Genomic DNA, 14,941 nt, shown 5'->3' on the forward strand with positions numbered 1-14,941 from the left:
GGACGATCACGCCTGTCTGTCGCCCGGGCAGGGGCACTGTGGGGCGAAAGTCGTCGTGGGGAGTCCGGCCACCGGGCCCGGGGCGCATCCTCAGCCGCTTGTGCCGCCCGCTCTGGTGGACGCGCGGCCCGCTGTCGTCCCGGGCGGAACCACCCCGTACACCGCGGATCCCCGCGCGCCCGATCTGCACGTCCTGCAAGTGCTGCGGACCTAGAGCGGACACCGATCGCAGGTGTCCGTCAATTTCCGCTGTACACAAGGGACTTCAGCATGTCTTCCACCAGTTCGAAAAACACCAAGAAGGCCAAGGCCGACGCCCGGCGGGCCAAGATAGAAGAGGCGCGGCGCATCGAGCAGGCCCGTGAGCGCCGTAACCGGATCATCACCGTCGCGTTGTCCGCCGCGATCCTCGTCGGCGTGGCCGGAGGCGGGTGGTATCTCGTCGATGCCGCCAACGAGAAGGAGGCGGCCGCGGCCGAGCCGGTCTCCGGGGAGAAGACGTGGGGGAAGCTGAGCCAGACCCACGTCGACAAGCAGGTCGACTACCCGATGACCCCGCCCGTCGGCGGTGACCACGCCCCCGTCTGGCAGAACTGCAACGGCGACGTCTACACCCAGCAGATACAGAACGAGAACGCCGTGCACGCCCTGGAGCACGGCGCGGTCTGGGTCACCTACAACGACAAGGCCGCCGACGCCGACGTGAAGGCGCTCGCCGACAAGGTCGCCAAGACGCCGTACACCCTGATGAGCCCGTACCCCGGGCAGTCCTCGCCGATCACGCTCTCCGCCTGGGGTCACCAGCTGAACGTGACCGAGCAGTCCGACCCCCGGGTCGCGGAGTTCCTGGAGAAGTACGTCCAGGGCGCGCAGACCCCGGAGCCGGGCGCCGCCTGCACGGGCGGCAAGTCGGCGTGAGCCGGAGAGCGTGAGTCCGGCCGGAGTGGTCTCGGTTCGAACGGGCACTCGTATGCCATCAACGACTGAACCGAGGAACGACTGAACCGAGGGGTGGCAGACCGCTCATGGAGATCTCAGGCGTCATCAGCGCGATCGTCATCGGCATCGTGATCGGTGTCCTGGGCCGGCTCGTCGTCCCCGGACGCCAGCGCATCGGCATCCTCTGGACGATCCTGATCGGCATCGTCGCCGCGTTCATCGGGACCGGCATCGCCGCCGGTCTCGACGTCGCCGACACCGACGGCGTCGACTGGATCGAGTGGCTCATCCAGATCGCCCTCGCCGCGGTCGGCGTCGCGGCCGTCAGCAAGGTGAAGGTCCGTCACTGAACCGGTCCGTCACCGACCGATCCGTCAACGACCCTACGCGGGCCTGCCACGAACCCTCGTGCAGGCCCGCGTAGGCCGTCCACCGCGTGAACACCGGGCACCTCTCCCGCCACCACGCCCGCTCCGCCCGCCCCACCCGTCAGCGACTCCCCCTCGATGTCGACGCGCGGCAGCCTGCGCTCCAGCCACCCCGGCAGCCACCACGCCCGGTCGCCCAGCAGCGCGAGCACCGCGGGGACGAGCGCCATCCGTACGACGAAGGCGTCCAGGAGTACGGCGGTCGCCATGCCGAAGCCGATCATCTTGATCATGGACTCGTTCTCCCCGACGAACCCGGCGAACACCGCGATCATGATCAGGGCGGCGGCCACGACGACCCGCGCGCTGTGCCGGAACCCCGAGACGACCGCCTGCCGGGCCGGCTCCCCGTGGACGTACGCCTCCCTCATCCGTGAGACCAGGAAGACCTCGTAGTCCATCGCCAGGCCGAAGATGATGCCCACCAGGAAGATCGGCATCAGGCTCATGATCGGGCCGGTCTGCTCGACGCCGAACAGCCCCGCGCCGTGGCCCTGTTGGAAGACCAGCACGACCGCGCCGAGCGCCGCGAGCACCGAGAGCAGGAAGCCGAGGGCCGCCTTCAGCGGGACGAGGACCGAGCGGAAGACGGCCAGCAGGAGGACGACGGCCAGTCCCACGATAGTGATCAGGTACGGGACCAGCGCGGCCTGCACCTTGCCCGCGATGTCGATGTTCAGCGCGGTGGTGCCGGTGACCTCGAAGGAGGCGCCACCTGCCGCCGACTCGATCGCCGGACGCTCGGCCCTGATGGTCTTGACCAGGGTCTTCGTCCTCTCGTCGGTCGGGCTGGTGGACGGGGTCGCGGTGAACACGGCGGTGTTTCCCACGTCGTTGAAGTGCGGCTGTGTGACGGAGACGATCCCGGCCGTGCGGGCGATCCGTTCGCCGACGGCGCTCACAGCGGCCTTCGGGTCCGTGACGCCCTTCGCGTCCACGACGATGGTCAGCGGGCCGTTGAAGCCGGGGCCGAACCCTTCCGCTAGGGCGTCGTAGGCACGGCGCTCGGTGGTGGACGTCGACTTCGACTCGTCGCCGGGCATGCCCAGCTGGAGGCCCGTCATCGGCAGCGCGAGGGCACCGAGGCCGACAACTCCCAGGAGCAGTACGGGAATCGGGCGCCGCAGGACGAAACGGGCCCAGCGGGTACCGAGGTTGTCGACGGAGTCGGACTGCTCGGCCTTCTTCCGCGAACGGCGCCTCAGCACCGCCTCCGGCCAGAACCCCAGCAGCGCCGGTACCGCCGTCAGCGCGACGAGTACCGCCACCACGACCGCCCCCGCCGCCGTCAGCCCCATCTTCGTCAGCGTCGGGATGCCGACGACCGCGAGGCCGGCCAGCGCGATCACCACGGTCAGCCCGGCGAAGACGACCGCGGAGCCGGCCGTGCCGACCGCGAGCCCCACCGCCTCGTCCGGCGCGTGCCCCTTGGCGCGTTCCTCTCGGTAGCGGGAGACCACGAAGAGCGCGTAGTCGATGCCGACCGCGAGGCCGAGCATCATCGCGAGGGTGCCGGTGCTGGTGGACAGGCCGAGCGCGTTGCCGAGCAGCGTGATCGTGAACATGGTGACGGCGACGCCGATCACCGCGGTGAGCAGCGGCAGCCCCGCCGCGGCGAGCGAGCCGAAGGTGACCAGCAGGACGAGCGCGGCGACCGAGATGCCGACGACCTCGGCGACCCCGCCGGGCCCGCCCCCGCCGTCCATCGCGGACCCGCCCGCCTCGACGGTCAGCCCGGCCTCCCGGGCCGGACCGGTGGCCTTCTCCAGCGCGGTGCGGCTCGCGTCGGTGACCTCGGCGGACTTCACCTCGTAGGTGACGGTGGCGTACGCGGTCGAGCCGTCGTCGCTGACCGCCTTCGCGGAGAAGGGGTCGGCGACCCCCGCCACCTGCGTGCCGTCGCCCAGCGCGGTCACCGTGGACTCGATCGCCGCGCGGTTGTCCGCGGCGGTGACCTTCCGGCCGTCGGGGGCGACGAACACCACCACTGCGGTGGCGCCGTCGGCGGCCGCGCCGGGGAAGCGTTGCTGCATCAGGTCGTACGCCCTCTGGGACTCGATGCCCGGCATCGAGAACTCCGCGTCGGTGGTCCCGGGTGCCTTGAGGGCGCCCAGTCCCACGCAGGTCAGGACGCCGAGCCAGAGCAGGGCGACGTACCGGCGTCGTCGGAAGGCCAGTCGGCCCAGTCGGTGGAGGAAGACAGCCACGGCGGAACTCCAGGTCAGGTATCGGGTACCTGCTCAGGCTGGCCCGCGGGGGCCCACCGGGTCGTCGTGCGCCTGCGGTCAGTTCGGACTACCGGAACGGCAGCAGCGGGTACGGGATCTGCGGTACGTCCGTCGCGAGGCGCCGCGTCTCACAGCGCGCGCGGTGACGGCCGTACGAGACCCGTCTGGTACGCGATCACCACGAGCTGTGCCCGGTCCCTCGCGCCGAGCTTGGTCATCGCGCGGTGGACGTGCGTACGCACCGTCAGCACGCTCAGGACCAGTTCCGCGGCGATCTCGTCGTTGGAGCGGCCCTCCGCGGCCAGCGCGGTGACCTCGCGTTCGCGCGGGGTGAGGTCGGCGAGGCGTTCCGGCGCGGCGAGGAGGCCGTCGGCGGTGGCGGGCGCGGTGAGGAAGCGGGTGATCAGGGCGCGGGTGGCGCCGGGCGAGAGGAGGGCCTCGCCGGCGGCGACGGTGCGGATCCCGGCGAGCAGCGCGTCCGTGGTGACGTACTTGCCGAGAAAGCCGCTCGCGCCGACGCGCAGTGCCTGGGCGACATACTCCTCGGTCTCGAACATGGTCAGCACGAGCACGCGGGTGCCGGTGAGTCCGGGGTCCGCGCAGAGGGCGGCGGTGGCGGCGAGGCCGTCGGTGCCGGGCATGCGGATGTCCATGAGGACGACGTCGGGGCGGTGGACGCGGGTCAGCTCCAGCGCCTCCTGCCCGTCGGCGGCCTCCCCGACCACCTCCATGTCCGCGCAGGAGTCGATGAGCAGCCGGAACGTGCCCCGGAGCAGGGCCTGGTCGTCGGCGAGCAGCACACGGATGGTCATGGGAGGGACCTCGGCTTCGAGCGGGACGGGGAGGGGGGCGAGACGGGACGAGGAGGGAGGGCGCAGACGGAGGGGGCGGGACGGCGGAGACGGAACAGAGACGGGACAGGGGCGAGGTCGGTCAGGGGGACCTCACCGCCGTAACCGCCCTAACTGCCGTAGCCGCCCTAGCTGCCGTAGCTGCCGTACACGATGACGACACGACGGCTCTCACGGCGGCGCCACCCCCTCCCGCCGCACCCCGAAGTGCACCGGCAACACCGCCGCCACCTCGAAGCCACCCCCCTCCCGCGGCCCCGCCCGCAACTCGCCCCCCACCGAGTGGGCGCGCTCACGCATACCGATGAGACCGAAGCCCCCGGGAGCCGCAGCCCCGATGGCCCCACCGCCGGCGACCGGGCCCCGCGACTCCCCCGGCCCCTCGCCGACAACCGAACCCCGCAGCCCCTCCGAGCCCACGCCGACAACCGAACCCCGCAGCCCCTCCGACCCCTCACCGCCGACCAAACCCCGCAGCCCCTCCGCCCCCTCACCGACAACCAAACCCCGCAGCCCCTCCGCCCCCTCACCGACAACCAAACCCCGCAGCGCCCCCGGCCCCTCGCCGACAACCAAACCCCGCAACCCCTCCGAGCCCACGCCGAAAACCGGACCCCGCCGCCCCTCCGCCCCCTCGCCGCCGACCAAACCCCGCAGCCCCTCCGCCCCCTCGTCCGTGACCGTGATCCGCAGCAGCTCCTCGCCGTACCCCAGCCGCACCCTCGCCCCCGAACCGCCCCCGTGCCTGGTCACGTTGGTGAGGGCCTCCTGGACGATCCGGTACGCCGTGAGGTCCACCCCCGGCAGCAGCGGCCGCACCTCGCCCTCCACCGCGACGGACACCTCTAGCCCCGCGGACCGGCACCCGGCGACCAGTTCGGGCAGCCGGTCGAGCCCGGGCGAGGGCTCCAGCGACGGCTCCGGCGAGTCGGGATCGTCGGCCTGCCTCAACACCCCCACCGTCGCCCGGAGTTCGAGCAGCGCCGCGGACGTCGTGCCGGCCAGTTCCGCGAGGATCTTCCGGGCCTGCTCGGGGTGGCTCTCCGCGAGGTGGGCCGCGGTGCCGGCCTGCGCGTTGGCGACGGCCATGTGGTGGGCGACGACGTCGTGCAGCTCGCGGGCGATCCGCATGCGCTCCTCGGCGACCCGCGCCCGGGCCTCCTCCTCGCGCGTGCGTTCGGCGTGCGCGGCCCGGGCCGTCACGGCGTCCAGGTAGGCGCGCCGCAGCCGGTTCTTGCCGCCCATGGACAGCGGCAGCAGCAGCCACAGCGCGGTGCCGAAGGTCCGCAGCAGGAACTGGTCCCCGAGCCGGGCGGCGGACAGACTCGTGACCATGAGGAGGGCCATGGTCGCGTAGCCGAAGCGGCGGGCGGTCCGGGAGTCGGTGAGGTCGTCGAGCCAGTAGAGGGCGGCCATGACGGGGGCCAGCAGCAGCGGGCTGGGCAGATAGCCGAGGCCGGTCAGGACGGCGGCGACCGCCGCGGTGACGACGAGCGCGGGCCGCGGGTGGGCGCGCGCGTACAGGACCGCGGCACCGGCGACGACCGCGAGGATCCGCGCGGGCCACGCGTTCTGCGGGGGCGCGGACTCGGGGGTGCTGATCTGGGCGCCGAAGACCGTGCAGGCGCCGAGCGCCACCGCCATCACCACGTCGGCGAGCCGCGCATGGCGCTCCACGTACCGCTCCAGGCCGCTGCTCATCACGCCTCCATGGTGACCCGGCCGGGGTCCGCAGGCGTCCTGCGCCGGTGAGCGATGCGGACTACTGGAACGGGAGTACGGCCTACCACAGGCGCAGTAGTCCCCAACCGGAGTACCGGAGTCCCCGACCAGCCAATGTTGTGCACTTTATTGACGGCAGTCAGTAGAGAGCCTACCTTCACGGTGTCCTTCCTCCGCTCAAGGGAGACCGCGATGCCCCCGTCCCCCGCGTCCACCGGCCAGCTCCGCCGGGTCGCCCTCTCCGGCCTCCTCGGCACCGCCGTGGAGTTCTACGACTTCCTCGTCTACGGCACCGTCGCCGCGCTGGTCTTCGGCGAACTGTTCTTCCCCGGCGCCGACCCCGCCGTCGGCACGATCGCCGCGTTCGGCACCTTCGCCGCCGGCTATGTGGCCCGCCCGATCGGCGGCATCCTCTTCGGCCACTTCGGCGACCGGCTCGGCCGCAAGTCGATGCTGCTGCTCACGATGGGCCTGATGGGCGGCGCCAGCTTCCTCATCGGCCTGCTGCCCACCTACGACACCATCGGCGTCTGGGCGCCCGTCCTGCTGATCACCCTGCGCGTGGTGCAGGGCATCGCCATTGGCGGTGAGTGGGGCGGCGCGACCCTGATGGTCGTGGAGCACGCGGGTGAGAAGCGCCGCGGTCTGTGGTCGAGCTTCACCCAGATGGGAGCCCCGCTCGGCTCCCTGATCTCCGCGGCCGTCGTCGCCCTGGTCTCCGCCCTCCCCAAGGACCAGTTCGCGGCCTGGGGCTGGCGGGTGCCGTTCCTGCTGAGCGTGCTGCTGCTCGGCGTCGGCCTGTTCGTCCGCCTCCAGGTGGTGGAGAGCCCGCTGTTCGCCGAGGTGAAGAAGGACCGCGCCGAGTCCCGGATGCCGATCCTCGACGTACTCAAGCGCCCCCGTCCCGTCCTGCTGGCCTGCGGGGTCGGCATCGGCGCCTTCACCGCCCAGTCCCTGCTGACCAGTTACCTGATCTCGTACGCCACCGGCATCGGCTACGCCCGCCCCCAGGTCCTCACCGCGCTCACCGTCTCCGCCGCGGTCGCCCTGGTCGTGCTGCCCTGCGCCTCGGCGCTCTCCGACCGGATCGGCCGCCGCCCGGTCGTCCTCGCCGGAGCACTCCTGTCGGCCGCGACCGCCTTCCCCGTCCTCGCGCTCGTCGACTCCAAGTCCCCCGGACTGCTGATCCTCGCCGTGGTGCTCGGCCACGGCATCGCGCAGTCGATGATGTACGGCCCGCTCGGCGCCCTGTTCAGCGAGATGTTCGGCACCAAGGTCCGCTACACCGGTGCCTCCCTCGGCTACCAGGGCGCGACCCTGGTCGGCGCCGGCTTCTCACCGGTGATCGCGGGCAGCCTGGTCGCGGGCAGCGACAGCGGCACGCCGGTCGCGCTGCTGGTGGCCGGGGGCTCGCTGATCACCGCGCTGACGGTGTGGTTCGTCCGCGAGACGAGCGGTACGTCGCTGGCGAACCGGGCCGTCGAACCCGCCCCGGCGACGAAGGAGACCGCGGCCTCCTAGGACTCCCGCTGTGCCGTACGACCGTCTGCCGTACGACCGTCTGCCGTGCCCACGGCGGGCGGTCGTACCCCGGCGACCGGGCCGTACCCTTGCGACCGTGGAGGACGACGACATCCTGGACGCTTCGGAGGGCCCCCAGCAGCGGCCCCAGTCGCTCATGCTCACCTTCTTCGGCAACCACGTCCTGGACCGGGGCGAGGTGTACGTGTACTCCGGCAGCATCATCGAGGTGCTCGGCCGGGTCGGCGTCGGCGAGCAGGCCGTCCGCTCCACGCTCACCCGCATGGTCAACCGCGGGCTGCTGCACCGCCGGCGCGAGGGCCGCAAGATGTTCTTCGGCCTGACCCCGCAGGCCGGCCGGGTCCTGGAGGACGGCCGCACCCGCATCTGGACGCAAGGCGCGGTCAACGACGACTGGGACGGCTCCTGGACCCTGCTCGGCTTCTCACTGCCCGACTCGTGGAAACGCCAGCGGCACGATCTGCGTTCGCGGCTGACCTGGTCGGGCTTCGGCGCGCTCTACAGCGGGCTGTGGATCGCGCCGGGTCATGTGGACGTCTCGGCCGTCGTCGAGGAGCTGGGGCTCACCGCGCACGTGAAGATCTTCCACGCCGAGGCGGCCCCGGTGACCGACATCGAGCAGATGATCCGGGACACGTGGGAGCTGGAGTCCATCGCGGCGCGCTACGTCGCGTTCGACAAGCGCTGGACGGCACACCTGGACTCCGCCACCGCCGAGGACCCCCTCGCCACCCGCCTCCGCCTGGTCAGCGAGTGGCTCTCCACAATCCGCACCGACCCCCGCCTCCCCTCCCGCCACCTTCCCCCGTCCTGGCCGGCGGGCCCGGCCCAGGAGACGTTCCGCAGGGTCGCCCGGCGGACACAGGATCCCGCGGCGGCGATGGCGGGGGAACTGCTGGAGACCGCCCCTTAGCCAGAGGCGGCCTCCGTGCGCGTCGGTCCCGGCGTCCGGCCCTACGACACCCGGAACGTCACCGTCTTGGCGCCGGTCTTCGGGACGTACTCCTGCTTCCAGGTCCATCCGGCGCTGCCGCGCTTGTAGTGGAGTTCGACGGAGGAGTTCTTCTTCCACCAGTAGTTCCAGCCGGTGGCGCAGGTGTGGGCGTTGGCCCTCCAGACCGGCGAGTCGTCCCAGTCGTCGAACTGGTTGTAGCCCTTGACCCAGAACTGCAGGCTCACGTCGGAGTCGTTGCAGACGGTGATCTGTACGGCGGCGACCTCGTCGGCGTGGGCCGTGGCGGGGATCGCCAGACCGCCGAGGACGGCCGCGGCGGTGAGGGCGGCGACGCCGAATCCTCTTCTGATGTCAGGCATACCGGTTCCATCTTCCTTGCGAGTGAGGGCGGTTCACTTGAGCAGTCCCTTGGCGCGCAGCCAGGACCGCGCGGCCTTGCCGGGGGCCTCCCCGGCGTTCACGGAGGCGGCGAGCAGGGCCAGTTGCCCGGTCGTCAGGACCGGACCGAGGCGGGCCAGGGCCTTGCGGGCGGCCAGGCCCGCGTAGGGCGACTGGATGAGCGGGAAGACGTGCTCGGACGGGATGACCTCCGCGGGGTCGTCCAGGACGACCAGATGGTCCCGGGTGAGGACGGGGTCGGTGCTGCGCAGGACCAGTACGTCGGCGGTGGCCGAGGTACCGGCCGAGGTGAGGGTGACGCCGTACGCCTTCTTCAGCGCGGCGGGCGTCGGGCTGTCGGGGTCGGTCGAGGCGGGGCCGCCGAGGGTGGGGCGGCCGCCGGCCCGTCCGAGGTCGGAGATGTCCTTCAGGTCGTGGCGGCGGGCGGTGGCCCCGGGGACGGCGAGGACGACACCGCCCTCGGCGGCCGCGGGCGGCAGCGCGGTGACCCCCACGGGCAGGGCCATGCTCAGGGTCGCCGCCATGTTGCCGGGCAGGGCGCCCCCGCCCGGCAACGTGCGCAACACCGTGCTCTCGTAGGCGGGCGCGAGGCCGATCCTGCCCTCCACCACCGCCTCGGTGGTGTCGGCGGGGGTGGCGTAGTGGGTGGTCGCCGTCCGCACCCGCTGCCCGGCGGCGGTGAGCAGTTGGCCGTAGAGCGCCGCCACCACCCGGCTCTCGGCGGTGGTGTCCGTGCCGATCACCGTCGGGCCCTCGCGGTCCGCGAACTCGGTGTCCGGGGCCGTGCCGCCCGTGCCGTTCGCACACGCGGTGAGGGCGAAAAGGGAGCAGAGGGCGGCGGCCGCGAGGCGGAGCCGGGTTCTTGTCGTCACGGAGCACCCCATGCCGTCGTCCGGGTCAGCCGCAGTGGGCGGAGCGCTCACCGGAGGTCATCTTCGCGTCCTTGAAGTTCACGAAGCCGCCCGTGGGGTTGTCCGCGTTGATGCCGGACGACTGGTAGTTGTTGATGTACCAGATGTAGTGGCCGTAGTAGCGCTTGCCGAAGTGCAGCTCGTACCAGCCCTTGGCCTGCTGCTTGGCGGTGCCGCGCTCCAGCCAGCCCTTGTAGCCCGGCGGGACGTTGACCGTGTTGCTCTCGGTGTCGGTGTGCGAGGCCTGCCAGCTGTGGCTGTAGCTGGCCTCGACCTCGACGGTGAACACCTCGAACCACTTGTAGCTGGCGCTGATCGAGATACCGAAGGTGTTGGTGGAACCGGTGGTGTCCGACCAGTCGATGCGGTGCTGGTTGGTCTGGCTCGCGCAGTTGAACGCGGTGGAGCCGACCTGGTGCGTCGGGCCGGTGTAGGTCCAGTAGCTCGTCGCGTGGAACTCACACAGGTCCGTGGTCTTGCCGCAGGCGTCCAGCAGCTGCTTGGTGGTCGGGCTGTCGGCCGCGGAGGCCTGCGGGACGGCCATCAGGGAGGCGCCCAGCGCGAGGGCCGCGACGGCTCCGGCGGTGCGGAGCGGGCGCTTGCGGGAAGCGGTCTTAAGGCGCACGAAAGCCATCTGTCACTCCAGGAGGAAGGAAGCGGAACGAGCGGAAAGGGCTTCCGGGCGGCCGACGGGATCGCCGTCGGCCACCCGCCCGAGGCACCGACCGGGGAGTGCGGGGCTCGGGTTGCGACCCACTCTTGGGTGCGCCGAGTTGTTGTTCAATGCAGTTCAGAGCAGTAAACAACTCAACCTTGGGCAATTACGCGACAGGTCACTCCGCGGACATCGCCCCGTAACGACGAAGGCTACGAAGAGCCCCCGCGGCCCTCCTTGCCGCTCCGCCGGTGCGTCCGCTCGCTGGTGCCGCCCCGGTGCGAGGAGGCGGAAGGCCGCGCGGTGCGGTGCCCTTCGGAGCCGGCTCGCGCGGACGGGCGGGGACCGGTGGACCTCTCGGCGGCGGGCGTGGCCGCACGCGCCGTACCGGGGAGCGCGGACGCCGCCGGTACCGAGGAGGTGCACGCCGGTGCCGGGGCGGGCGGCGGGAACGGGCTCGGCGCGGCGGCCTCCACGCCGACGGTGACGGGCGGGTCGCACAGCCGCCGGTACGGCACGTCGGGAAGACGGGCGCGCCATTCGGCGCCGGTCAGATCGCGGCCGGCCCGCGCGCAGAGCCGGGTGACGACCTGGGCGGGGGCGATGGCGTACCGGCGCAGCGGGACATGATCACCGCTCGCGTACACGGCACCGCCGTCCGCGTCGAAGGCGAGCGACCGGATCGGGTCGCCGGGGGTGGCGAGACCGGCGCCGAGGGGCTGCCGGGCGGCCACGTCCCACAGCCGCAGGTCGCCTGAGGTGTATCCCACCGCGAGCGTACGGCCGTCGGGGCTGAAGGCGAGGGCGGTGACCCGGGCGCCGGGGGCCCCGGCGGGCGGCGCGACGACGGCCTCCCGATACCGACCGTCGCGACCGCGCCAGACCGTGACCGCGCCGTAGAGACCGGCGGTGGCCAGGTGGCGGCCGTCGGGGCTGAGGGCGACCTGTCCCTCGTCGACCTGCCCCTCGTCGAGCGGCCGGCCGACGGTACCGCCGGCCGGCAGGGCGGTGGTCGGCAGGGCGGCGGCCGGCCCGGCGAAACCGGCGGTGAGGGCGGACTTCGCCGCCGCGGCCAGGGCGGCCGGCCGGTTCGTACGCGTGCCGTCCACGGTGTCCCAGAGCTCGCCGGTGACCGAACCGTCGGCGGTGGTCCGGGATACCAGGAGGGACCGGCCGCCCGCGGTGAGCGCGAGGGAACGCACCCGCTCGCCGGGCGGTCCTCCGAGAGCCGGAAGAGCCCTCGCACGGCGGGCGGACACGTCCCATACGGCGAACCGGTCAGTGCCGGCGTCCGGTTCGCCGACCCCGTAGGCGAAGGCCCGGCCGTCGGGGCTGAAGGCCATGAGGGGCACCGTGTCCGCGGTCCCGCCGGGTGACGGCAGGGCGGGCAGCTCGACAGCCGGGCGGTCGCCGGCGGTGTCGAGCAGGCGGAAGCGGTAGCCGTCGCCCTCGCGCCGGGCGGTGGCGAGCAGGTGCGCGTCGGGGCTCAGCAGTTCGCCCGCGGCCGGCCGGGCGAGCCAGGGGGCGGTGAGGGGCGCCGAGAGGTCGAGGGAGTGGACGGTCCCTCCCGTGAGACAGCGCAGGGTCGGGTGGTCCGGGTCCCAGGCGAGGGCGGTGACGGGGCCGTCGGGCGGCGCGTACCGGAACACCGGCGCGTCGGGGGCGGTGACCCGCCAGACGGTGACGCCGTCGGGACCGGCGGCGGCCAGGAACCTGCCGCCCGCGGTGAACGCGAGCCGGGTGGCGCCGGGTTGGGCGAGAACGGCGACCTGCCGTCCCGAGCCGGTGTCCCAGACGTGGATGCCGGTGGCCGTGCCCATGGCCAGCCGGGTGCCGTCGGGGCTGAACACGAACGGGGCACGGCAGTCGGCCTGCCGGCCACCGGAAAGACCACGGGAGGACGAGCCGACAGCACCCCACCGGGAACCGCCCCCACCGCCCTCCACACCACCGACAGCCTCGGTCCGGCCGGAGGCTTCCACACCACCGAGGGCTTCCTCGGCGCTCCGGTCGGCCTCGGCACCACCGGTCACCCCCGTGACCCGCCACACCCGAAGCCCCCGCCCCGGCGAACACACCGCGGCCGGCCCCCGATCGGGCCCGGCCACGACGATGTCGTCCGCACCGGCCGCTTCGAACCGCACCCGCCCGTCACCGAAGGCGTACAGCCGACCGCCGACGGCATAACCACCCTCGGCCGTCCCGTCCCCCGCAGCCCCGCCCCTCTCGACCGCACTCCCGCTCCCGTTCCCCAACGGCAGTCGCCACAACCGCCGTTCCCCCTCGGCGCCCAGCGCGAGGGTGCGTCCGTCGGGGCTCACGGCCGTCACCGGCAGCTCCGGCAGGTTCCCGGAACCGGTACGTCGGTGGGTGAGCACGTTCCAGGACGTCCAGGTGCCGCCGCCCACGTCGAGCAGGCCCCGCCCGGAGTCGACGAGGAAGTGCTGGGAGCCGTCGCTCGGCCCGGGGTCGGTGAAGACGTCCCGTTCGGGTCCGGACAGGGCGTCCAGGAGAGCCGCACGGCTCTCGGGCAGCGGAGCGAGCCGCCAGGCGGCGACGCTGAGCAGATCACGGGTACGCGGGTCGGCGGTCTGTTCCGGGCCGGCGAGGCCGGCGGCCCGGCGGGCCTCGGCCTGCGCGCGTTCCCCGTCGGCCACACCGGTCTCGTGCCAGGCGATCTGCGCGGCGACCAGGGCCCCGCCCATGACACAGCAGAGCACGGCGGTCAGCAAGCGCATCCGGCGCCGCATCCGGTCGGCCGTCCAGCGCTCCATCCGGTCGGCCACCCGGGAGGCACCGAGGAAGGCCCGTTCCCGGGCGCAGAGGTCGTCCTCGTGCACGCCGCGGGTGAACAGCGCGTCCGCCAGGGCGAGATGGACGCCCCGGTACAGGGTGCCGGGGTCGCGGCCGTGCTCCTGCCAGACCCGCGCGGCCTCGATGACGTGCCGGCGCACCCGCAGCCGCTCGCGGCTCTCCTCGATCCAGCCCTGGAACCGGGGCCAGCCGGTGATGAGCGCGTCGTGGGCGAGTTCGACGTACTCCTGGTCGAGGGTCACGAGCCGGGCGTCGGCGAGCCGGTCGACGACGGCGCACACCTCGGGGTCCGGCCACTCGCGCAGATCGGCGCGGCGGACCGGGCGGCGGCTGTCGGGGGTGCCGTCGCCCGGGACGACGAGCGCGAGCAGCACACGGCGGGCGGTGTCGGTCTGGGCGGCGGACAGCCGGCCGTAGACCTCCTCGGCCGCGGCGGCGACCGCCCCGTGGACCCCGCCGGCCGCCTCGTAGGCGGCGAGGGTGAGCACCCCGCTGCGCCGCCGGTGCCAGGTCTCGCGCAGGGCGTGCGAGAGCAGCGGCAGCGCACCGGGCTGGTCGGCGACCTCCTCGACGATCCGCGCGGTGAGTTCGCGCTCGACGCGCAGTCCCGCGGCGGTCGCCGGTCCGACCACCGCCTCGCGGAGTTCGGCACGGCTCATCGAGCCGACCGTCAGTGTGGTGTGCCGCAGGGTCTCGGCGAGCCCGGGGTGCTCCGCGCACCGGGTCTGGAAGCCGGAGCCCAGGGAGACGACCACCCGCAGCCGGCCGTCGGACTCCTTGGCGGCGAGCAACTGGTCGACGAACCGCCAGCGTTCGGCCCGGTCCCGGCAGAGCGTGAAGATCTCCTCGAACTGGTCCACCACGACCACCTGTTGGGGATCGTCCGGTCCGGGCTCGAGGAGCGGCCCGTGGGTTGCGGCGGGGCGTGGGCCGGGGGTGATCAGCCGGATCTCGGCGTCACAGCCGCTCTCCACGACGAAGTTCTCCAGCCGGGGCAGCACCCCGGCCCGCAGCAGGGAGGACTTGCCGCTGCCGGAGGCGCCCAGGAGCACCGCGAACCGATGCCGTTTGACCAGTTCGACGGCCTCCTCGGCGAGCCGGTCGCGGCCGAAGAACAGGGCCCGGTCGCCGGGTTCGAAGCGGGCGAGTCCCTGGTACGGCGACTCCACGTCGGCGGGACAGTGCGGCGCCGCCTCTTCCACCGCGTGGCGCAGTCGGCGTTCCCACTCGTCAGGGTCGGCCGCGCAGGCCCGCGCGTAGGCCCGGACGACCTTCGCCGACGGCAGCCGGTCCCCGGAGGCGGCCCTCGACAGGGCGGCTACCGAGAGTCCGGCGCGCTCGGCCATGACCCGGTAGGACGGGGTTCCGGCCGCCTCGCGCAGCGACCGCAACTCGTGGGCGAAGCGCTGCACGGGTCCCGCGGCGGGGTCGACGGGGCGTTCGGGTCGCCCTCGCCGGGCGGTCACCGGTCCGCCCGGGAAGGCCTGGTCACATTCA

General features: G+C 73.1%; 11 protein-coding genes. 4 read left to right on the forward strand and 7 right to left on the reverse strand.

Translation table 11 applies throughout. The annotated features are described in order from the left end of the window. The first annotated feature begins 270 nt into the window (after nucleotides 1-270). Both ABZ896_RS12895 and ABZ896_RS12900 read left to right on the forward strand, forming a co-directional pair. Complete coding sequence (locus tag ABZ896_RS12895; RefSeq protein ID WP_360926421.1) at nucleotides 271-918, forward strand: DUF3105 domain-containing protein; 648 nt, start codon at nucleotides 271-273, stop codon at nucleotides 916-918. A 107-nt stretch (nucleotides 919-1,025) separates the two neighbouring features. Then, complete coding sequence (locus ABZ896_RS12900; protein ID WP_360926424.1) at nucleotides 1,026-1,289, forward strand: GlsB/YeaQ/YmgE family stress response membrane protein; 264 nt, start codon at nucleotides 1,026-1,028, stop codon at nucleotides 1,287-1,289. Here the strand turns inward: ABZ896_RS12900 and ABZ896_RS12905 are convergent. From ABZ896_RS12905 to ABZ896_RS12915, 3 genes are all read right to left on the reverse strand, one after another. Then, nucleotides 1,283-3,574: an MMPL family transporter gene (locus ABZ896_RS12905; protein WP_360926427.1), complete on the reverse strand. Its 2,292-nt coding sequence runs from the start codon at nucleotides 3,572-3,574 to the stop codon at nucleotides 1,283-1,285. The two genes, ABZ896_RS12900 and ABZ896_RS12905, sit on opposite strands and share 7 nt — an antisense overlap. Nucleotides 3,575-3,723: 149 nt before the next feature. Then, a complete protein-coding gene (locus tag ABZ896_RS12910; protein WP_360926430.1) occupies nucleotides 3,724-4,407 on the reverse strand; it encodes a response regulator transcription factor in 684 nt (227 codons plus the stop codon). 210 nt (nucleotides 4,408-4,617) lie between these two features. Beyond that, entirely contained in the window at nucleotides 4,618-6,147 is a 1,530-nt protein-coding gene (locus ABZ896_RS12915) for a histidine kinase (protein ID WP_360926433.1), read from the reverse strand. A 213-nt stretch (nucleotides 6,148-6,360) separates the two neighbouring features. On the opposite strand from ABZ896_RS12915, the gene ABZ896_RS12920 reads away from it, so the two are divergent. Next, complete coding sequence (locus ABZ896_RS12920) at nucleotides 6,361-7,689, forward strand: MFS transporter (RefSeq protein ID WP_360926435.1); 1,329 nt, start codon at nucleotides 6,361-6,363, stop codon at nucleotides 7,687-7,689. A 97-nt stretch (nucleotides 7,690-7,786) separates the two neighbouring features. Then, nucleotides 7,787-8,623 (forward strand): PaaX family transcriptional regulator C-terminal domain-containing protein, encoded by an 837-nt coding sequence (locus ABZ896_RS12925; RefSeq protein ID WP_360926438.1) that lies wholly within the window; start codon nucleotides 7,787-7,789, stop codon nucleotides 8,621-8,623. Nucleotides 8,624-8,664: 41 nt separating this feature from the next. Here ABZ896_RS12925 and ABZ896_RS12930 read toward each other — a convergent pair whose 3' ends face one another. The 4 genes from ABZ896_RS12930 to ABZ896_RS12945 form a co-directional block, all read right to left on the reverse strand. After that, complete coding sequence (locus tag ABZ896_RS12930; protein WP_360926441.1) at nucleotides 8,665-9,024, reverse strand: hypothetical protein; 360 nt, start codon at nucleotides 9,022-9,024, stop codon at nucleotides 8,665-8,667. Nucleotides 9,025-9,057: 33 nt separating this feature from the next. Continuing rightward, nucleotides 9,058-9,936 (reverse strand): glycine betaine ABC transporter substrate-binding protein, encoded by an 879-nt coding sequence (locus tag ABZ896_RS12935; RefSeq protein WP_360926444.1) that lies wholly within the window; start codon nucleotides 9,934-9,936, stop codon nucleotides 9,058-9,060. 25 nt (nucleotides 9,937-9,961) lie between these two features. Further along, on the reverse strand, nucleotides 9,962-10,609 hold the full coding sequence (locus tag ABZ896_RS12940; protein ID WP_360926447.1) for a hypothetical protein: 648 nt from the start codon (nucleotides 10,607-10,609) through the stop codon (nucleotides 9,962-9,964). 233 nt (nucleotides 10,610-10,842) lie between these two features. Continuing rightward, nucleotides 10,843-14,910, reverse strand: a complete 4,068-nt coding sequence (locus ABZ896_RS12945; RefSeq protein ID WP_360926449.1) for a helix-turn-helix domain-containing protein — start codon at nucleotides 14,908-14,910, stop codon at nucleotides 10,843-10,845. Nucleotides 14,911-14,941: the final 31 nt, after the last annotated feature.

The sequence above is a fragment of the Streptomyces sp. NPDC047072 genome, assembly GCF_040643855.1.
Classification (GTDB): domain Bacteria; phylum Actinomycetota; class Actinomycetes; order Streptomycetales; family Streptomycetaceae; genus Streptomyces.